18 protein-coding genes and 1 pseudogene are annotated in these 19,917 nt (G+C 60.3%); 11 read left to right on the top strand and 8 right to left on the bottom strand.

Annotation, left to right across the window (positions count from 1 at the left end):
* Positions 1-73 precede the first annotated feature (73 nt).
* Positions 74-1,177, bottom strand: a complete 1,104-nt coding sequence (locus tag ABH909_RS21275; RefSeq protein WP_429436751.1) for a polyamine ABC transporter substrate-binding protein — start codon at positions 1,175-1,177, stop codon at positions 74-76.
* A 111-nt stretch (positions 1,178-1,288) separates the two neighbouring features.
* On the opposite strand from ABH909_RS21275, the gene ABH909_RS21270 reads away from it, so the two are divergent.
* On the top strand, positions 1,289-2,062 hold the full coding sequence (locus tag ABH909_RS21270) for a helix-turn-helix transcriptional regulator (RefSeq protein ID WP_429436748.1): 774 nt from the start codon (positions 1,289-1,291) through the stop codon (positions 2,060-2,062).
* A gap of 132 nt (positions 2,063-2,194) precedes the next feature.
* Here the strand turns inward: ABH909_RS21270 and ABH909_RS21265 are convergent, their stop codons facing one another.
* The 4 genes from ABH909_RS21265 to ABH909_RS21250 form a co-directional block, all read right to left on the bottom strand.
* Entirely contained in the window at positions 2,195-3,133 is a 939-nt protein-coding gene (locus tag ABH909_RS21265; RefSeq protein ID WP_429436746.1) for a class I SAM-dependent methyltransferase, read from the bottom strand.
* 72 nt (positions 3,134-3,205) lie between these two features.
* On the bottom strand, positions 3,206-5,569 hold the full coding sequence (locus tag ABH909_RS21260; RefSeq protein ID WP_429436744.1) for a TonB-dependent receptor domain-containing protein: 2,364 nt from the start codon (positions 5,567-5,569) through the stop codon (positions 3,206-3,208).
* A gap of 234 nt (positions 5,570-5,803) precedes the next feature.
* Complete coding sequence (locus ABH909_RS21255) at positions 5,804-6,340, bottom strand: DUF4880 domain-containing protein (RefSeq protein WP_429436741.1); 537 nt, start codon at positions 6,338-6,340, stop codon at positions 5,804-5,806.
* Entirely contained in the window at positions 6,333-6,866 is a 534-nt protein-coding gene (locus tag ABH909_RS21250) for a sigma-70 family RNA polymerase sigma factor (RefSeq protein ID WP_429436739.1), read from the bottom strand. Before ABH909_RS21250 ends, ABH909_RS21255 begins: the two co-directional genes overlap by 8 nt.
* 260 nt (positions 6,867-7,126) lie before the next feature.
* Between ABH909_RS21250 and ABH909_RS21245 the strand changes: the two genes are divergently transcribed.
* The 3 genes from ABH909_RS21245 (at position 7,127) to ABH909_RS21235 (ending at position 9,632) form a co-directional block, all read left to right on the top strand.
* Positions 7,127-7,534 (top strand): response regulator, encoded by a 408-nt coding sequence (locus ABH909_RS21245; protein ID WP_429436737.1) that lies wholly within the window; start codon positions 7,127-7,129, stop codon positions 7,532-7,534.
* A 131-nt stretch (positions 7,535-7,665) separates the two neighbouring features.
* Positions 7,666-8,334: an HAD-IA family hydrolase gene (locus ABH909_RS21240; protein ID WP_429436735.1), complete on the top strand. Its 669-nt coding sequence runs from the start codon at positions 7,666-7,668 to the stop codon at positions 8,332-8,334.
* Positions 8,335-8,699: 365 nt separating this feature from the next.
* Entirely contained in the window at positions 8,700-9,632 is a 933-nt protein-coding gene (locus tag ABH909_RS21235) for a pyridoxal-phosphate dependent enzyme (protein ID WP_429436732.1), read from the top strand.
* 66 nt (positions 9,633-9,698) lie between these two features.
* Here ABH909_RS21235 and ABH909_RS21230 read toward each other — a convergent pair whose 3' ends face one another.
* Positions 9,699-9,995 (bottom strand): DUF2388 domain-containing protein, encoded by a 297-nt coding sequence (locus ABH909_RS21230; RefSeq protein ID WP_429436730.1) that lies wholly within the window; start codon positions 9,993-9,995, stop codon positions 9,699-9,701.
* 324 nt (positions 9,996-10,319) lie between these two features.
* Here ABH909_RS21230 and ABH909_RS21225 point away from each other — a divergent pair, with 324 nt between their 5' ends.
* The 6 genes and pseudogenes from ABH909_RS21225 (at position 10,320) to hcnC (ending at position 15,823) form a co-directional block, all read left to right on the top strand.
* Positions 10,320-10,826 carry a DinB family protein gene (locus ABH909_RS21225; RefSeq protein WP_429436728.1) on the top strand — a complete coding sequence of 169 codons (507 nt, stop codon included), beginning with the start codon at positions 10,320-10,322 and terminating at the stop codon, positions 10,824-10,826.
* A gap of 188 nt (positions 10,827-11,014) precedes the next feature.
* Positions 11,015-11,188 (top strand): annotated as a pseudogene (locus ABH909_RS21220) (hypothetical protein); the annotation flags it as partial.
* Positions 11,189-11,370: 182 nt separating this feature from the next.
* Complete coding sequence (locus tag ABH909_RS21215) at positions 11,371-12,321, top strand: hypothetical protein (protein ID WP_429436726.1); 951 nt, start codon at positions 11,371-11,373, stop codon at positions 12,319-12,321.
* A gap of 529 nt (positions 12,322-12,850) precedes the next feature.
* A complete protein-coding gene (locus ABH909_RS21210) occupies positions 12,851-13,165 on the top strand; it encodes a (2Fe-2S)-binding protein (protein WP_429436723.1) in 315 nt (104 codons plus the stop codon).
* The gene (gene hcnB / locus ABH909_RS21205) at positions 13,162-14,571 is read left to right on the top strand and encodes a cyanide-forming glycine dehydrogenase subunit HcnB (RefSeq protein WP_429436721.1); all 1,410 of its coding nucleotides are present in this window, start codon (positions 13,162-13,164) and stop codon (positions 14,569-14,571) included. Before ABH909_RS21210 ends, hcnB begins: the two co-directional genes overlap by 4 nt.
* The gene (gene hcnC, locus ABH909_RS21200) at positions 14,564-15,823 is read left to right on the top strand and encodes a cyanide-forming glycine dehydrogenase subunit HcnC (RefSeq protein ID WP_429436718.1); all 1,260 of its coding nucleotides are present in this window, start codon (positions 14,564-14,566) and stop codon (positions 15,821-15,823) included. The genes hcnB and hcnC overlap by 8 nt, the downstream gene beginning before the upstream one ends.
* Positions 15,824-15,947: 124 nt before the next feature.
* On the opposite strand, the gene ABH909_RS21195 is transcribed toward hcnC, so the two are convergent.
* Positions 15,948-16,559, bottom strand: a complete 612-nt coding sequence (locus tag ABH909_RS21195) for a glutathione S-transferase (protein ID WP_429436715.1) — start codon at positions 16,557-16,559, stop codon at positions 15,948-15,950.
* Between the two features lie 88 nt (positions 16,560-16,647).
* On the bottom strand, positions 16,648-17,568 hold the full coding sequence (locus tag ABH909_RS21190; RefSeq protein WP_429436712.1) for a MurR/RpiR family transcriptional regulator: 921 nt from the start codon (positions 17,566-17,568) through the stop codon (positions 16,648-16,650).
* Positions 17,569-17,879: 311 nt separating this feature from the next.
* On the opposite strand from ABH909_RS21190, the gene ABH909_RS21185 reads away from it, so the two are divergent.
* On the top strand, positions 17,880-19,817 hold the full coding sequence (locus ABH909_RS21185) for a bifunctional 5-dehydro-2-deoxygluconokinase/5-dehydro-2-deoxyphosphogluconate aldolase (RefSeq protein ID WP_429436709.1): 1,938 nt from the start codon (positions 17,880-17,882) through the stop codon (positions 19,815-19,817).
* Positions 19,818-19,917: the final 100 nt, after the last annotated feature.

Here is a 19,917-nt window from a genome sequence, read left to right as displayed (position 1 = left end):
TGTCTGACGGCATCAATATTGACTGTGCCGCAGCCTTCGCGGGCAAGCCCGCTCCCACATGGATTGCATAGGATCACTGACCGTTTTTCACGGCGCTCCAGACGCGAGTGCGCACGCGCTCGGTCGCCTTGGGCAGAGGTTCAAGGGTGAACAGCTTGGCCAAGGCCTCGGCCGGCGGGTAAATGGCAGGGTTGTTGCGAGTCGCCTCGGCCACCAGGCTGGTCGCGCTACGATTGCCGTTGGGGTAGGACAGATGGTCCGTGACCGGGGCAATGACTTCGGGACGCATCAGGTAGTCGATGAACGCCAGGCCTTGCTGCGGATGCGGCGCGTCCTTGAGCAGCACCAAGGTGTCGAACCACACCGGCGCCCCTTCCTTCGGCAGGCTGTAGGCGATCTTCACACCATTGCCTGCTTGTTCGGCGTTGGTCTTGGCTTCCAGCATCGCGCCGGACCAACCCACCGCCACGCAGATGTTGCCGTTGGCCAGATCGCTGATGAATTTTGAAGAGTTGAAGTAGGCAATATGCGGGCGCAGCTTGAGCAGTAGCGCCTGGACTTTCTTGTAGTCCTCGGGGTTGGTGCTGTTGGGCGGCAGGCCCAGGTAATGCAGCGCGACCGGCAGCATCTCCGAAGGCGAGTCGAGCATCGCCACGCCGCACTCGCCGAGCTTGGCCAGGTTCGCTTCGTTGAACACCAGCTCCCAGGAGTCCACCGGCGCCTTGTCGCCCAAGGCGGCGCGGACTTTGTCGACGTTGTAGCCGATGCCGTTGGTGCCCCATAGATACGGCACAGCGTACTGGTTACCCGGATCGTTGTTGGCCAGTTTCGCCAGCAGCGCGGTATCCATGTTTTTGTAGTCAGGCATTTGCGCGCGAGGCAGTGGTGCAAGCGCCCCGGCCTTGATCAGCGTCGGCAGGCTGAAATTGCTGGCCACCACCACGTCGTAACCGCTGCGGCTGGTCAGCAGTTTGCCTTCCAGGACTTCGGCGCTGTCGAAGGTGTCGTAAACCGGCTGGATCCCCGTGTCGCGCTTGAAATCCTGCAAGGTGTTGGGGCCGATGTAGTCGTACCAGTTATAGACGTTCACGGTGGGGGCGTCGGCGGCGATCGCCGAAAGCGAAGCGCACAAACAGGCGCCCAGTCCCAGGTTGATATGCGAGCGATGACCACTCATGATGCGGCACTCCTGGCCTGCTGCAGGCCGGTGATGATCAGGTGCTTGCAGCGTATCGGCAGGCGGGGGACTCACCCATTCCCATCATGGGTTACTCGAAAGGGGTAGGGCGTGGACGCGTTGCTCAAGGAATTGCCGGTGCACCAAGGGTTGGCGCGGGTCTTTGCGGCGTTGGGTCAGGACGGGTTCTGGCGTGCGCTGGTGGACACGCTACGGCTATTGGTGCCGATGGATAACGCGCTGGTCGCGGTAATGCGATCGGGGCGAGTGCCACGGCTGCTGATTGATTTCGACGCTAAGGGCGGCGCCGACGAGCATGAAGAACTGGCGGACTACAGCGCCGGCATGTACCTGCTCGATCCGTTCTACCAGGCCGCTTGTGCCGGTATTGCCGATGGCTTGCACAGCCTGGCCGCCGTGGCTCCCGACCAGTTTCAGCAAAGCGAGTATTACCTGAGCTACTTCCGCTCGGTGGTGGGTCGCGACGAGTTGCAGTTCATGGTCAACGTCGACGACGCGGTGCTCGGTTTATCGTTGGGGCGCTCGACGACGTTCACCCTTGAAGAGCAGGGCCGTCTGCTGTGTGTGCGTGATTGGGTGCTGGCGGCCATGCGCCGTCACCTGCAACTGATGCCCCCGGAAGGGCCGACCGCCGAGGCCGTGGCTGGCGACTTGGCGACCCTGCTAGATCGCTTCGATGCGCGTTTGTCGGTGCGCGAAGTCGAAACGGCGCGGCTGATTCTCCAGGGCTTCTCCAGCAAAGCCATCGCCCAGCAACTGGGTATTTCCCCGGAAACGGTGAAGGTGCATCGGCGCAATCTCTATCACAAGCTCAATGTCAGTGGGCATGGAGAGTTGTTTGCGCTGGTGTTGCAGCCGCGTTGAACGTCAAAAGATCGCAGGCTTCGCCAGCTCCTGCATTTACCGTATGCAACCTCAATGTAATGGGTGTACCCAACCCCCGTAGGAGCTGCCGAAGGCTGCGATCTTTTGATCTTTTGATCTTTTGATCTGCAACTACCCCAGCTTGAACACCAACGCCTTCAACCCGCACTCAACATCGGCATCCGGAAACTCCGGCGGATTTTCCAACCGCTGCTCAAACCGCAAGCTCGGCGCTTCGCGGGTGACGCCGTCGATGAGGAAGTCCGCACCGAAAGCCGGATCGTTCATGCAAGCCAGCACCGTGCCCTGTGGGCTGAGCAATTCCGGCAGGCGGCGCAGCACGCGCTGGTAATCCTTGGTCAGCAGAAAACTGCCTTTCTGAAAGGACGGCGGGTCGATGATCACCAGGTCATATGGGCCCTTGCCGATCACCTTGCCCCAGGACTTGAACAGGTCATGGCCGAGAAAACTCACCTTGCTCAAGTCATGCCCATTGAGCCGATGATTGTCGCGGCCACGGCTCAGGGCTGAGCGAGCCATGTCCAGATTGACCACATGTGTAGCGCCACCCGCAATGGCGGCCACCGAAAACCCGCAGGTATAGGCGAACAGGTTCAACACCCGCTTGCCATCAGCATTGGCCCGCACCCAATCGCGGCCGTAGCGCATGTCGAGGAACAGGCCAGTGTTCTGTTTGCGGCCCAGGTCCACGCGATAATGCAGGCCGCCCTCGGTGATCGTCATCTCCTCGATTGGCTCCCCGAGCAGCCATTCGGTGGTGCTTTCCTGCAGGTATCGATGTTGCAGCAGCAAGGTATGTGCGCCGGATGTCGTCCAGGCAGGCGACTGCGTGATCGCCATCAGCCGCTGCTTCAAATCGTCCAGTTGCGACGCTTGCGGTTCCTTGAACACGCAGACCAGCACCACGCCCTGCAGCCAGTCGACGGTCAATTGCTCCAGCCCCGGCCAGCAGCGGCCACGGCCGTGGAACAGCCGACGGGTTTCGGCGGGCGCAGCCGCAAGCGCAGTCAGCAAATGGTCGTGGAGGACGGAGAGGGCATCTGGGTTCATCGGGCAAGGTCGGCCATGAAAAGGGGGCGGCATTTTAACCACAATTCGCCCCCACGAACGAACAGCGCGCGTTTACCAATCCACCGAATAGCTGACCGCCAATCGACGCCCTTCGGCATGAGGATAAGGCGCGGCCGCATTGGCCTGCATGTAGAGCGTTTCGTAGTTGCGATCGCTCAAGTTATAGACGCCCATGTCCAGTTTGCCCACCGGCAGCTCCACGCCGGCCAGCAGGTCGACTGTGGTATAGCCTTCGATTTTACGGCCGTTGCCATCCTTGAAACCGGCGTCGTAGCTGTCCAGGCGCATCGCCTGTAACCGCAAGTTGTAGTCGTCCTGCTCATAGGCGACGAAGGCGGTGGTTTTGGCCGGAGAGATGCGCGTGGCCGGCAGGTCGAGCCATTCGCCGTTCTGACGGGTTTCACCTTTGGTCCAGGCGTAGGTTCCGCCCAGCGACCAGGCTTGATCGAGGTGATAAGTCAGGCTGGTCTCGACACCGCGCACGCGTTCTTTCTGATCGATCAGCCGTTGCGCACGGGTGACGGAGTCGTAGTATTGCGTCACGTCCGAGCGGTTCTCGAACAGGGTGACGTTGGCCTGCAACGACTCCCAGTCACCGCGCCAGCCGAGTTCGTAACTGTCGACCTTGATCGCCTGAGCGTTGAGGTCCTGGATGTTGTAGCTGCCGCGCACATCACGCAGAAAGCGCTGCACATCGGGCAGCGAGAAGCCTTGGCTGAAGTTGACGAACACATCCTGCGCGCTGCTGATGTGGTAGACCGCACCGAGGTTGTAAAGGGTGTCTTCGTACTTCAGCGTGCCGCCGGGCAGCACTTCGGACACGCCCGCTTGCCAAATGCCGCCAAAGGCGATGCTGTCGGCCACATCGCTGTGAATCCACTCGTGCCGCGCACCGCCGCGCAGGGTCCAGTCGCCGATGTCCCAACTCGATTGAGCAAAAAGTGCCGTGGTGTTGGTTTCAATGTCCGGGCCGAAGGCGTAGCGCTCGCCTGTCGGCGTGTAGGCCAAGCCGTCGACGCGATAACGGTCGCCGTGCTGGCTGATTTGTTCGTTCTGGAAGTCGGCGCCCCAGACCAGGTTGCCGGTGGCGCTGCCAATCGAGGGCAGGGGGCTTTCCACGGCGGTGCGCAGGCCATAGACCTCGGCTTCGCTCTCGGACGCCACGACCCCGGCGTTGGCACCCCAGTTGTAGGGGAAAAACCGCGCCTGCTGTTTGCGCCAGTAGCTTTCCACCATCAAGTGCTGGCCGAACAGATCGCGATCGCTGTAATTGAAATTCACGGCCTGGTTATGGGTGAACGGCTGGTCGCTCAATTGCAAGCCTTTGATCGCGACCGACTCGCCATTGCGAGAGCCGGCCACATAGCCGGTGTCTTGCTTGTCCTCATATTCCTGCACCGACAGACTCAGGCGTCGATCGTCATCCAGATCGAAGCCGAATCTGGCGTGCAGGTCATGGCTCTCGGTGTCCATGTTGCTGCCCTGAAACGCTTCCTGGGCGATGCGGTTGCCGTTGCCATCGAACTGGTCGTTGCGCTGTAACAGGTCGGCGGACACGTACCAGTCGAAGGCGTTCTGGCGCCCGGTCACGCTCTGGAACACTTCGTAGGCAAAACCTTTGCGATTGAGGTTGTCGGCGGTGCTGAGCCCTATGCGGCTACTCATCGCCAGGGGTTGCCCCTCGTTACGCTTGGTGATGACGTTGATGATGCCGCCCGAGGCGCCCGCGCCATAGAGGCTGCTGGCACTGGAGACCACCTCGATGCGTTCGATACTCGACGGCGCGATACTGTTGAGCTGGCGTGAAACGTCGCGACTGGCGTTCTGCGAAACGCCGTCAATCAGCACCAGCACGTTACGTCCGCGAATGGTCTGGCCGTAGTTGCTCATGGTGCCGGAGGAGGGCGCCAGACCGGGCACCAGCGTGCCGAGAATATCGGCTACCTTGCGCCCTGCAGCCGATTGTTGCGCGATCTCCTTTGCTTGAATCAACTGCACGGTGCCGGGAATCGAGGCGATGCTGGCCTCGCTGCGTGTGGCGGACACCACGGTGTCGGACAGAGCCAGCGAACCGCTGCCCAGTTCCAGCGGTGCCGGAGCCGGTTGTAGCGTGACGCTGTTTTTACCGCTGAAGCGCCATTGCAGGCCACTGTCGCGCAACAGGTTATTGAGTGCCTGTTCGGTGCTGTAATCGCCCTTGAGCGACGGCGCCGTTTTGCCACGCAACAGCGCCGCGTCGACGCCGATCGACAGCCCGGTCTGCGTGGCCAGCGCAGTCAGTGCAGTGTCCAGCGGCTGGCTCCCCAGTTCGAAGTGATAAGTGCCTGTCGCGGAGTCGGCGAAGGCCGGAACGGCGCAGCCCAAGGCAAGTGCCAGAGCGCTCAGGCGAAAGAAAGAAAAAGTCTGGTGGGTCATTGTTGTTGCTCATGGAATCGACTGTATTAACTCCAATGACCGGGCTGAAATGAAATCGGGCAGTTGTCTTGAAGATATTTTTTTGGGAGCGCCGCCGTTTGCTCGGGTGCCCCCCCGTAGGAGCTGCCGCAGGCTGCGATCTTTTGATCTTTGACGGTCTCCTTATCGCCACAAATCAAGATCAAAAGATCGCAGCCTGCGGCAGCTCCTACAAAAGCCGATCGGGCTCAGAGCTCAGCGCCGCCGCACCTGCACCAGGTATTTGCTGTAGGTCTCGATACGAATCGGCAAGGCCGCCTGCAACAAGGCCAGTGCGGCATCGCTGTCTTGTGCGGGCAGCACGCCGGTGAAGCGCAGGGTTTGCAGTTGCGCATCCGACGCCCAGATAACTCCCCGACGATGCCGATCAATTTCGGCCAGTACTTCGGGCAGCGGCCTGTCGTGGAAAATCAGCCGGGCGGGGAGCGAAGCGGTTGCCTGCGTGGCGGGCGCCATCCAGTTCTGCACGGGCAGCCACTGACCTACGGCGATCGCCGCCGGCAACACCAGGGCTGCGCCTATCAGGCGGGCGCGACGGGGCCGGGCTTTTGGTGGTGGAGAGAAGGATTGCCAAAGCTGCTGAAGTTGTTCGAACAGTTGCGCATGGCGCACATCGGCAGCATACCAGGCGTTGAATTCGGCCAGAACTTCAGGTGAGGGCACCTCGTCGAGACGCACCAGCCAATGGGCCGCTTGCTCGCGGATCTGATCCTGGCTGAGAAATTCAGTCATCGCTCAACCCTTCGGGCAAGGCGTCGAACAAACGGGCATGGCAGTGGGCGAGCGACTTCGCCAGGTACTGCTTGACGCTGCTTTCGGAAACTTGAAGGTGCCTGGCAATGTCGGCATAGGAACAGCCATCGACACGCGCCATCAGAAAAGCCTTGCGCGGTTTCTCTTCCAGTTCTTCGAGCAACAGCAGCAGAACTTTGCCGAGCAATTGGCGCACGGCAATGATCTGTTCCGGGCCTTGTTGGGCCTGCTGATCGAGTAGAACGACCATGCTGCGCAGGGTTTCTTCTTCGACCCGGCGGCGATGATACTGATTGATCAACAGACGATTGGCTGCCACCAGCAGATAAGCCCGAGGTTCCTGCAATGTCGGCAAAGCATCCAGGCCCAGCAGTTTGACGAAGGTGTCATGGGCCAGGTCAGCGGCATTGTCGGGGCAGCCGAGCTTTTTGCGCAGCCAGCCGAACAGCCAGCCATGATGCCCACGGTAAAGCTCGGAAAGAGACGAAGCGGACTGACCCGACACGACGAAACCTCGAACGAAGATAATTCGCAAATGGGAAGTTGTTGCAATTGCGAATGCTGTCATGTTGCTGCGCGACGTTCAAGTCTGATGCGATGAGCCAAAGACCGATGAAAACCGAAAGGGTCGCAAAGAATGCGTTTCAGCTGATTTCGTCGTCCGGTTGTATCAAAAATGAATTTCCACGAAGTCCGCTGCTCATACCTGTAGGTGGTGGATTTGAGCCTGCGAAACTATTTACACAATCAGGGAGTGGCACAGTCATGGGTCCAGTATCAACGGCGGGCGCGCACTTGTCTGACGGATTGATTCTTGTGGTGGAAGACGACCCGTTGATTCTGGAGTTTCTTTGCGAAATTCTTCAGGAGGAAGGCTTTGCGGTTGAACCAAAGATCAGCGCGGACGCCGCGTCGCAGTTTCTGGAGCAGCATGCGCCGGAGGTCGGACTGTTGCTAACGGACATCACCATGCCGGGCAAACTCAATGGCGCGGACCTGGCCAATCAGTTCGGCGACCGTTGGCCAGACAAACCGATCATGATCATGTCCGGCTTCGAAACCCCGAAAAGCTCCGGGGTCAAGCATCCGGTTGCGTTCATCAAGAAACCCTGGGCGGTGGGACAGTTGCTCGATTGTGTACAAAACGCCCTGCATTCGAACCGGACCGCGTAGGAGCTGCCGCAGGCTGCGATCTTTTGATTTTGCCTTTAAAAACGAAGATCAACCGATCGCAGCCTGCGGCAGCTCCTACGTGGGTGATGTACATTGCCTGACAACATTCGCCTGGTTCTGGAAATCGCCCTTTGTCCATTCAAGCCTCCGTGTTCAACACCTCGTACCGCGCCTTTCTGTTCGATATGGACGGAACTGTCCTCAATTCCATCGCCGCCGCCGAGCGGATCTGGACCACCTGGGCCCGGCGTCACGGTGTCGATGTCGATACCTTCCTGCCGACCATCCACGGCGCTCGCGCCATCGACACCATCAACCGCCTGGCCTTGTCCGGTGTAGACGCTGAAGCTGAAGCCGCATGGATCACCGAGGCGGAAATCGGCGATGTGGAAGGGATTGTCGAAGTGGCCGGCGCGGCGAGTTTTCTCAGATCGCTGCCCGCCAATCAATGGGCCATCGTCACCTCGGCGCCACGGGCGCTGGCCTTGCGCCGAATGGCGGCGGCAGGCATTCCCGAGCCTTTGGTGATGGTCACTGCCGAAGACGTCAGCGCCGGCAAACCCGACCCTGCGGGGTATCGGCTGGCCGCCAGTCGGTTAGGAGTCGAACCCACCGAGTGCCTGATCTTCGAAGATGCCGCCGTGGGGATTCGCGCAGGTGAAGCGGCGGGCGGCCACGTCATGGTCATCACCGCGACCCATGTTCATCCGTTCCAGACCCCGCATGCCACCCTGGCGGGTTATGACTCGGTCGAGGCGCGAGTGGATCTCAACAGCCAGATCAGCCTGTACACAATTTAATGTGGGAGCGGGCTTGCTCGCGAAAGCGGTTCATCATGCAACATTGATGTCGACTGATACACCGCCTTCGCGAGCAAGCCCGCCCACAGTAGATTGTGGTGGGTTCACATGACTGAATTCACAAAAAACATGTAGGAGCTGCCGCAGGCTGCGATCTTTTGATTTTGTTCCCTGACAATATTGCTCAAGAATCAAAGATCGCAGCCTGCGGCAATGGTTGTCCGGCCATTCGACGCGGTACCGCGTTATCGCACAACGGTAGCCGCAGTGCTGGGTGAACTAAGCTTGGATAAGGATGGTTCCATCTATTCACTCCCGGCGCGTTGAACATCCCGCTGGGCCGGGAGCGTCACAAGGAGCACACGATGCTTCACATCAGAACGCCCCTGATTCTGCACCCCGGCCTGTCGACCCCGACCCGGCGAATCTGGCTCAAGCTGGAAAACCTGCAACCCAGCGGCTCATTCAAACTGCGCGGCATGGGCCTGCTGTGCAGTCAGGCCGCGGAGCAGGGCAAGCGCAAAGTGGTCTGTCCTTCCGGAGGGAATGCGGGGTTGGCCACCGCCGTGGCCGCCGCCAGCCTGGGGCTGAAAGCCTGCATCGTGGTGCCGAACACCACCCCGCAAACCACTCGCGCAAGGATCAGGAAAACCGGTGCCGAGGTGATCGTCCATGGCAAGGTCTGGGACGAAGCCAATCAACGGGCGAAAGAACTCGCAAAGGGCGCAGACACCGAATACGTGCCCGCCTTCGATCATCCGGTGCTGTGGGAAGGGCACAGCACGATGATCGATGAAATTCTCGAGGACTGTCCTCAGGTCGATGTGTTGGTGACGTCGGTGGGCGGCGGAGGGTTGCTGGCGGGCCTGCTCACTGGACTGATCCGTCATCAGCGCATGGATTGTCGAATCGTTGCTTGCGAAACCCGGGGCGCGGCGTCTTTCGCGGCTGCCATCCGTGCCGGCCACCCGGTCAGATTGCCGCGCATCGATACCGTCGCCACCTCACTTGGCGCAGCGCAGGTGGCGGCCTGGCCGGTGCAACACATCCTCGATTTTGCGCATGAATGCGTGGTGCTCAGCGATGATGAGGCGATCATGGGCGTGGTCCGTTACGCCAACGACTTGCGCCAGTTGGTCGAGCCGGCGTGTGGCGTCTCATTGGCGGTGGCATACCTCGACCATCCGGCGATCGCCAAGGCCCATGATGTGGTGATTGTGGTGTGCGGTGGCGTCAGTATCAGCGCGCAATTGGTCGCCGGCTGGGCGCGGCTGTCCGCTGGGGCACAAACAACCTAGGGCCCGGACACTATCCCGGTGTCGCGAGCCCACGGCTGACTGTTACAGGTTTCAGCGACCGGACCTTTATTGAGCGAGGATCGCTTTGGCCAGGTCTTCATCACTGGCCTGGAGGTCAGGGTGATCTTGTCGAATTTGCTGCAACACCGACTCCAGGTAAGCGCCGCGAATCGTACCGCCACTTGCCACGAAGCTAGAGGCGTCATCCCGGGCGGGAATCACGATTTTGTCATCTTTGAATGTCGAGTACAGCGATGCGGAGATACCGGCCGAAGTGGCGACATCTTTTGCCTCTACATCGGCCATGGCCGAACCAACGGGCAAACAAAGCACTAGTGAAGATATGAGCAATAGACGGCGCATGACGGCGTCCTCCGAAGCGGAAAGGAAATAACACATAATTTAGGATGCCTGACGGTGCCCAGGAGTTCCCTGCCGATTCGATACTGCATTCCTGTGTAACAGCTGGCGAAGCCTGCGTCCGGCTGCGCAGCAGTCGTGAATTCAGGCACTGCGGCCTATCAGGTAAACCGCATGGGCATGTTTTACGACTGCTTCGCAGCCGAACGCAGGCTTCGCCAGCTGCTACACAGGTCGCCGCGAAGCTGCCGGTTATCAGTGTCTGCAAATGCCATTCAAGGCGAGCGCTATTCTTGGCAATGCGCCCATCGATATGGGAGACCTCTGATGATCAACGTACGCACTGCCCGCATGCTCGCCGATTACAGGCGCTGGGCCGATCAGCGACTCTTCGACAGCCTCATGGCGCTGCCACCCGAAGAGCTCAACCGCAAACGGGTGTCGGTGTTCAACAACATCATCGGCACCTTGAACCATATCTACGTGGTCGACTGCATCTGGCAGGCGCATCTGGAAGGGCGCGGCCACGGCTTCAAAACCACCCATGGGTTGCTTCATCCCGAGCTCACCGAGCTGCGACTGGTGCAGCAGGAGATCGATCAATGGTTTTGTGGATGGAGTTCGGCCCAGACCGAAGACTCGCTGGATAAGCCCATCGAATTCACCTCGGTTTCGGGCGAAAACGGGGTCATGAGCGCCGGCGCGATACTGTTGCACGTGGTCAACAACGCCAGCTTTCACCGAGGCTGGGTGGTCCAGATGTACTGCGAGATACCGGCCATGCCGCCAATCACCGACCTGCCGGTGTTTCTGCGCGAGGTTCCGGGGTATTGAGTCAAACCCTGCAGTTCCCGACCCAAACGAATCTCCTGTGGGAGCGGGCTGGCCCGCGATAGCGGAGTGTCAGGCGACATAGATTTCTCTGTCCGGCCGCCATCGCGGGCAAGCCCGCTCCCACAGGTTACGTGTCAGTTCAGGAGATTTTGATCAGGCCTGAGCAATCAGGCTCTGCCAGCAATCGTGGTTCGAAGAAAAGCTGCTCGGCGATGTTTGGTAATGAAAGCCAGGCGCGTCCGCAGACGCTGTTGCAGGATTCCGATGGCTGCGCCTGCGGCACTGGCACGTTCTGCACCGGGCCAAGAGGCGGGGTATATTGCCTGACGCCCAGCGGCAACAAGAGCTACAAGCGCAAATGATTGGTTTAGCGCAATGCATAAAACCCGCCGATATGGCTGGCTCCTTGCAAACTGCATGATCCTGAGAAGTTCATTGTTTTCAACTATTTGAAATAGAACGATTTATTTAAGTAGTGCGACTGGCACGGTGACTGCAATTGCTCGTTTGACGAGTTGTAATACCTGCCTGGAGCACTATCACAATGAACAGATCCTCTGATGGTTTTTATCCTGTCGCAGATGAGTTCAGCACGCTCTCGGGCGTGTCCTGGGCCGCTATCTTCGCCGGTGCCGCGGCGGCTGCGGCGTTGTCGCTGATCCTCGTTTTGCTGGGGTTTGGCCTGGGTTTCGCGGCGGTTTCGCCGTGGGTCCATGAAGGCGTCAGCGCCAAAAGCCTGGGTATCTCGACGATTGTCTGGCTGGCCTTTACCCAGATCGTGGCGTCCGGGCTCGGCGGCTACATCGCCGGTCGCCTGCGGGTGAGATGGGCCTACTTGCATAGCGATGAAGTTTACTTCCGTGACACTGCCCACGGCTTCCTGGCTTGGTGTATCGCGACGCTGGTGACCGCGACCCTGGTGGTCGGCTCGGTCAGCAACATCGTCAGCGGCGGCGTACAGGCCGGGGCGACAGTCGCCGGTGGTGCCGCCAGCGCCATGACCCAGGCTGCCGGCAGCGCGGTCGGTAACACCGACGATGACCCGTACGGTTACTTCATCGACAGCCTGTTTCGCGATGATCGGCCTGTCGCCGTCAGCGAAGACGCGGTCAATGGCACCGTCACCCGGATCTTCGCGCGCAGCCTGCGCAACGACGGTCAATTGGCGCCCGAGGATCGGGCCTACCTGGCGCAACTGGTCGCGCAGCGGACCAACCTCACTCAAGCGGACGCCGAGCGCCGTGTCGATGAAGTCTATGCCCGCACCCAGAAAGCCGTCGCCGACGCCAAACTGGCGGCGCAACAAGCGGCTGACACCGCAGCTAAAGTCGCAGCCTTGAGCGCGTTGTGGATGTTTGTCGCGCTACTGGCCGGTGCATTTTTTGCCAGCCTCGCCGCGATCTTCGGCGGTCGTCGTCGGGATGCCGTGGAGTACCTGGAAACCGATGCCTATGTGACCACCACCACAACCACGACGCTGCCACCTGTTCGCTAACCCAGGAGAAGCCTCATGCGCTCTATATTGCTGTTCTTTCTCGGCGTACCGATCCCGATCATCATTCTGATTGCCTTGCTGACGTGAGCCGCTTTTGAAGCACTTGCCTGCGCCGCTTCTACCTCAGGTGGAAGCGGCGTTGTGCTTTTGGGCTCCGGGGTAGCGATTAGAAGGCATTCTGTCAGGAACGACGATGTTGCCTGACACGCCGCCTTCGCGAGCAAGCCCGCTCCCACATTTAGTCCGTGGTGTTCAGAAAAATGATGACCCCCCCATAACCCCTGTGGTAGCGGGCTTGCTCGCGAAGGCGGTCTGCCAGCAACTCAGGGTGAAAGGACACGCTTTTACTGGCCTGGATCAATATTTCGTTCGGGGGCATGCCTTACCGTGAACACTCCAGGCCCTTGTTGCGGCATCGACTAGTACCCGAGCAGGTCCCTCGTTTTTGTATCTCATCGGGCCACCGCAAGTGTAAGTGCAGCATGGAGCTGGCAACCCTTACCTGAACTTTTCAAGGATGAACGTCGCAATGCAACGCCAAGACCGAACCTTCGATATCCAGCCGCTGGTGCAGGCGGACATGACTGTGCGCATCAATGGCCAAACCGTCAACGCCGCCATCGGCGAAACCGTCCTGACGGTCATTCAATCACTGGGCATTCGCCAAGTGGCTCGCAACGATCATGATCAAGTCAGCGGTGCCTATTGCGGCATGGGCGTATGCCAATGCTGCATGGTGAGAATCAATGGCCGACACAAACGCCGCGCCTGCCAGACGATTGTGCGTGAGGGCATGAACATCGAAACCCGGGTCAACCGCATCACCGGGCAGGAGGTGTTATGAGCCTGCGTCCGGTAATCGTCGGCGGTGGGCCGGCGGGTATGGCGGCGGCCATTGAACTGGCCCGGCATGGGGTGCGGTGTACTTTGCTGGAAGAAGCCTCGCGGCTCGGCGGAGTAGTCTATCGCGGACCGTTGCGTGATGGCGTCCAGCTGGATTATCTGGGGCCGCGCTATTCAGAAGCGCTGGCCAAGCTGCATGGCGATTTCCGGGAGCAGTCGGGCCTGATCGACGTGCGCCTGAACCATCGCGTGGTCGGTGCTGAAGGCACTCGTGCACTGGTGGCGCTGGACGCCGATGAGCGCTTGCAGGAGATCGAATATTCGCAGTTGCTGCTGGCTGCCGGTTGCCATGAACGCAGCGTGCCATTTCCCGGCTGGACCTTGCCCGGCGTGATTCTATTGGGTGGTCTGCAACTGCAAATCAAGAGCGGCGTGGTTAAACCGCAGGGGCCAGTAGTGATCGCGGGCACCGGTCCGTTGTTGCCGCTGGTGGCCTGCCAACTGCACACCTCTGGGGTGAGCGTCGCCGGGGTTTACGAGGCGTGCGCGTTCGGCAAAATCGCTCGGGAAAGCCTTGCGCTGTTGAACAAGCCACAGCTGTTTCTCGATGGCTTGAGCATGCTCGCGTACCTGAAACTGCACGGCATTCCCATGCACTATGGCTGGGGCGTGGTCGAGGCACAGGGCGAGGGTGAATTGAACTCGGTGACCGTCGCGCCGTACTCCAGCACTTGGGTTCCAGACTTCAGTCGCGCCGAGCAGGTTGCCGCGCAGACCCTGGCGGTCGGTTACGGCTTCATTCCCCGCACCCAACTCAGCCAGCAAATGGGCCTGGATCACAGTTTCAGCGACGACGGCTACCTGCGGGCCAGCGCCAATGTCTGGCAGCAAAGCAGCGAGCCCCACGTGCATCTGGCCGGTGACATGGGCGGGATTCGCGGTGGCGAGGCGGCCATGCTCGCGGGAAAAATCGCGGCGGTGTCGATCCTGCTGCAACGCAATGCGCTGGACCTGGAACTGGCGCTTGTGCGGCGCGACCGGTGCCTGTCGAAACTCAAGTCCATCGTGCGCTTTCGCGCCGCCGTCGACCGCTACACCGAACGCGGCGCCGGGCAGACCGCACTGCCCGCCGCCGACACGGTGATCTGCCGCTGTGAACACACAACCCGCGCCGACATCGATCGGGCGCTGGAGCAGGGCGTGCAAGACCTGGCCAGCCTGAAAATGCGCACCCGTGTGAGCATGGGCGATTGTCAGGGACGCATGTGTGTGGGGTATTGCACCGACCGTTTGCGCGAAGCCACCGGCCGGCAGGATGTGGGTTGGTTGCGACCGCGTTTCCCCGTCGACCCGATTCCTTTTTCAGCGTTCCAGCCTGTTGGCACGGAGGCCGCGAGCCATGAGTAAGTTCTATGACGTGGTCATCGCCGGCGGCGGGGTGATCGGGGCGTCCTGCGCCTATCAATTGTCCAAGCGCAAACACCTGAAAGTCGCGTTGATCGACGCCAAGCGTCCGGGCAACGCGACCCGCGCTTCGGCCGGTGGTCTGTGGGCGATCGGCGAATCGGTGGGGCTGGGGTGCGGGGTGATCTTCTTTCGCATGATGTCGGCCAATCGCAAGCGCGAAGCCCAGGGCGCCGCCGTGGCGGTGGATTCCAGCACGCCACACATTCTGCCGCAGGCGTTCTTCGATTTCGCCTTGCAGTCCAACGCGATGTACCCGGATTTGCATCGGGAGTTGCAGGAGAATCACGGGATGGATTTCAAGTTCGAAAAGACCGGACTGAAATTCGTGATCTATGACGATGAAGACCGGCTCTACGCTGAACACATCGTCGCTTGCATTCCGCATCTGGCGGAGCAGGTGCGCTGGCTCGATCAAGCAGCATTGCGCGAAGCCGAACCGAGTGTCAGCCATGAGGCGAGGGGGGCACTGGAGTTTCTCTGCGACCATCAGGTCAGCCCGTTCCGCCTGGCCGATGCCTACACCGAAGGCGCACGGCAGAACGGTGTGGATCTGTATTTCAACACCAACGTCACCGGTGTATTGAAGCACGGCTCGCGGGTCAACGGCGTGCAGACCGACGAGGCCGGCGTGTTCCGATGCGATACGCTGATCAACGCCGTCGGTGCCTGGGCGGCCGACCTCAGCGAACAGGCCACCGGCATTCGCATTCCGGTAAACCCGGTGAAGGGCCAGATCCTGCTGACCGAGCGCATGCCGAAAATCCTGCACGGTTGCCTGACCACCAGCGACTGTTACGTGGCGCAGAAAGACAACGGCGAAATCCTGATCGGCAGCACCACCGAAGACAAGGGTTTCGACGTGACCACCACCTACCCGGAAATCAGCGGCCTGGTGCAAGGCGCGCTACGGTGTATTCCGGCGCTAGCCGACATCAGCCTGAAACGCTGCTGGGCCGGGTTGCGTCCGGGCTCGCCGGATGAGCTGCCGATTCTGGGGCCGATGCGAGGGGTAGAGGGTTACCTGAACGCCTGCGGACATTTCCGCACCGGCATCCTGACGTCGGCGATCACCGGGGTGTTGCTGGACAAACTGGTGAACAATGAGCCGTTGCCGCTGGACATCACACCGTTTCTGGCGGATCGGTTTGCAGGGGTGGCACAGGTTGAATCGAAGGGAATGGAAATGACTTGAGGACGCCTTCGCGGGCAAGCCCGCTCCCACAGGGGATTCGATCGGTTGCGTATTTTGCATCCGACGCCGAACCAATGTGGGAGCGGGCTTGCCCGCGAAGACTTCGGAACTGGCGCAATAAATCTCAATCGATCGGCGTACCGACAAACACCTCAAGCCCCTCGGCATACTCTGTGAAGGCGCTGATCCGAGGAAACTGCGCGGTCTCTACCTGATCCGGCACCATCAGGTTGGTAAAACTCCAGGCCACCGCCAGGGTAATTCCGTCTTGTGCAATCGAACCGTCGGTTTTCAGCGGCTGTTTTTCCAGCTCCCGCTCCAGCACCGAATACGCCGCGGCCAATTGCTTTTCGACCCGTTCCACCCAGGGCGCGTACTGAATCTCCGCCGGCCGCAAGTTGCGTTCATAGTAAAGCTGCACCGATTTTTCACATGCTGCCAACGCCAGGCCGGTTAGCCGTAGCGAGCGCAAGCGTTGCTCCAGATCGTTGGGTATCAGGCTGTTACCCGGCGCAGCCAGAGCTTCCAGGTAGTCGATGATCAGCGTCGAATCCATCAACACCTCGCCGTCATCCAGCACCAGGGTCGGCGCCTTCACCACCGGGTTGATCTGCTGGAACTGCGCGAAGTTTCTGAACACCGAAACCGACTCATGCTCCAGCGGTATGCCTAGGCACTTGGCGGAAATGGCGACGCGCCGCACATAGGGCGAATCCAGCATGCCAATCAGTTTCATTGAGCCTCTCCTCGACGGTTCTTTGGGGGATGGACAACCTTAGCTGAGGTTCAGCGACCTGCAAACGCCTCGCGCTAATCCTCGGAGGCTAATCCTCAAAACCTGCCTGCTCATGAATCTCATCGACCTTCAATTCCAGTCGATAAGCCACGGCGATGAACAGCGCCTGGCACAGGCACAAGGTCGCACTCAGCGAGCGGAAGGCAAACGAGCTGCCTTCGTTGACCAACAGCACCGTGTTGGCGCGTTTGGCCAAAGGTGAAAGGTTGCTGTCGGTAATGATCAGGGTTTTCGCCTGATTGTGTTGGGCAATACGCAGGCAGTGCTGGGTTTCCTTGCCATAGGGCGTGAAGCTGATGGCGATCACCAGGTCATTGGCGCGCACGCTGCGCATCTGCTCGCGGTAACTGCCGCCCAGACCCGATACCAGATGGATGCGCTTGTTGGTGTGTTGCAGGTTGTAGACCAGGTAATCGGCCACTGCGAACGAGCGGCGCACCCCGACCACGTAGATGTTGTCGGCATTCACCACCAGGTCCACGGCCTTGTCGAACGCCTGGTCATCGAGTTCCAGCCCCAGCCGTTCGATGCCCGACAGAGTGGCGTTGATGCACTCGCGAGCCAGATCGCCGCCGCTGGCCTTCTGCGATTTGTTGGCGATCATGCTGCGGATGCGCTGCTGGTAGTTCTGCACCGGGGTGGTCTTGTGGGTGTAGGCCTCGCGAAACAACGCCTGCATTTCGCTGAAACCACTGAAGCCGAAACGCTGGGAAAACCGCACGATGGCCGACGGGTGCACTTCGCATTCGCGGGCGATATCGCTGATGCGGTCGACCATGATCCGGTCGCTTTGCTGGCTCATGTAGCTGGCGATGCGTTTGAGCTGGCGCGGCAGGCTTTCGTATTCATCGGTGATCAACTGCAACAAACGCTCGGCATTGATCGGAGGGCTGACGAGATCGCTGTCGGGCGTGCTCTCGGTCGTGGCCGGCTGATCGGTGCGGGACATAAGGAATCCTTCTGGCTTGTGCTTATAGAGACGACGGGGCGCATCATCCCCTGACAATAGGTTGGCTGTGCGCAGTCTACAGGGTAGGCCCCAATAAAATCTTGAGCTTGCGGCCGTCATCGGTTCTGCTGAAACGATGCACTGCGTCTGGTGCGCTTGTGTACAAGTTTATTGGAAAAAATATTCCACGTGAAAAATATTTGGAATAATTATTGATTGTTCGGTCCCGGTCGTTTTAGTCTGCATCCACCAAGAGCGTTCGGCGCCTTCATCGCCCCGAACGCAGGCTGATAAAAATAACAGGAGCCAGCATGGGCCAGACTCGTTTTGCCAGTGGGCGTCAATTGGATCTGATTTGCCTGGGGCGCCTGGGCGTCGACCTCTATGCGCAGCAAGTCGGAGCGCGGCTGGAGGATGTGAGCAGCTTCGCCAAATACCTCGGCGGTTCGTCCGCCAACATCGCCTTCGGCACCGCTCGGCTGGGTCTGAAGTCGGCGATGCTGAGCCGGGTAGGGGACGATCACATGGGCCGCTTCCTCGTTGAATCGTTGGCTCGCGAAGGCTGCGACGTCAGTGGCATCAAGGTCGATCCGGAACGCCTGACCGCCATGGTCCTGCTGGGCCTCAAGGACCGCGAAACCTTTCCGCTGGTGTTCTACCGCGAAAACTGCGCCGACATGGCGTTGCGCGCCGAAGATATCAACGAAGCCTTCATTGCTTCCAGCAAAGCCTTGCTGATTACCGGCACCCATTTCTCCACCGACGGCGTCTACAAGGCAAGCATTCAGGCGCTGGACCATGCCGAGAAGCACAACGTCAAACGGGTGCTGGACATCGACTATCGCCCGGTGCTCTGGGGCCTGGCCGGCAAGGCGGACGGAGAAACCCGATTCGTCGCTGATCAGAACGTCAGCCAGCATGTGCAGAAAATCCTCCCGCGTTTCGACCTGATCGTCGGCACTGAAGAAGAGTTTTTGATCGCCGGTGGTTCCGAAGATTTGCTCACCGCGCTGCGCAGTGTCCGGCAACTGAGCGCGGCGACGTTGGTGGTCAAGCTTGGCCCGCAAGGCTGTACGGTGATTCACGGAGCGATTCCGGCGCGTCTGGAAGACGGCGCGATCTATCCCGGCGTGCGCGTCGAAGTGCTAAATGTGCTGGGCGCCGGCGATGCCTTCATGTCGGGTTTCCTCAGCGGCTGGCTGGAGGACGCCGGCGACGAGCGTTGCTGCCAGTTGGCCAATGCCTGCGGCGCTCTGGTGGTGTCGCGCCATGCCTGCGCCCCGGCGATGCCGACCCGCGCCGAACTCGACTATCTATTCAACAGCCCGGTACCGATCACCCGGCCGGATCAGGACGCGATGTTACAGCGTCTGCATCAGGTCAGCGTGCCGCGCAAACAGTGGAAGCAGCTGTTCATCTTTGCCTTCGATCATCGCGGGCAGTTGGTGGAGCTGGCCCACAAGGGCGGTCGCGACCTGAACGCGATCGGCGAACTCAAACAACTCTTTATCCAGGCCGTGGAGCGGGTCGAAGCGGATTTGCGTGAGCAGGGCGTCGACGCCGATGTCGGCTTGCTGGCCGATCAACGTTTCGGTCAGGACGCGCTGAACGCTGCCACCGGTCGCGGCTGGTGGGTGGCACGGCCGGTGGAAGTACAGGGTTCGCGGCCATTGGCGTTCGAGCACGGGCGTTCGATCGGCAGCAACCTGATCGCCTGGCCGCAGGAACAAATCATCAAGTGCCTGGTGCAATTCCATCCCGATGACGAACCGCTGCTGCGTCTGGAGCAGGAAGCGCAGATCAAGGGGTTGTATCAGGCCTCCCAGGTCAGCGGTCATGAATTGCTGCTGGAGATCATTCCGCCCAAGGATCACCCGTCCGCGCATCCAGACGTGCTGTATCGCGCGCTGAAACGCCTCTACAACCTGGGTATCTACCCGGCGTGGTGGAAGATCGAAGCGCAAAGCGCCGAGGAATGGAAACAGCTGGACGAGCTGATTCAAGAACGCGATCCGTATTGCCGTGGCGTGGTGCTGCTGGGCTTGAATGCGCCGGCGGCGGCCTTGGCCGAAGGGTTTCAGCAAGCCAGTCAGAGCCAGACCTGCCGAGGTTTTGCCGTAGGCCGGACGATTTTCCAGGAGCCGAGCCGCGCGTGGATGGCCGGTGAAATCGACGACGAAACGCTGATCCGCCAGGTGCAGGGGACGTTCGTCGAACTGATCGATGCCTGGCGCACGGCCCGGGCCTGAACAAATTAGCTGATTGATGGGGCTTTTGTGGCGAGGGAGCTTGCTCCCGCTGGACTGCGAAGCAGTCCCAAATCTACCAGCCCGGTGCATCAGGTAAACC

This window comes from Pseudomonas sp. BS3782 TE3695 (assembly GCF_050435305.1).
Classification (GTDB): domain Bacteria; phylum Pseudomonadota; class Gammaproteobacteria; order Pseudomonadales; family Pseudomonadaceae; genus Aquipseudomonas.
The sequence above is the reverse complement of the archived record's forward strand: the minus strand, read 5'-3'. Positions and strand labels throughout refer to the sequence as shown.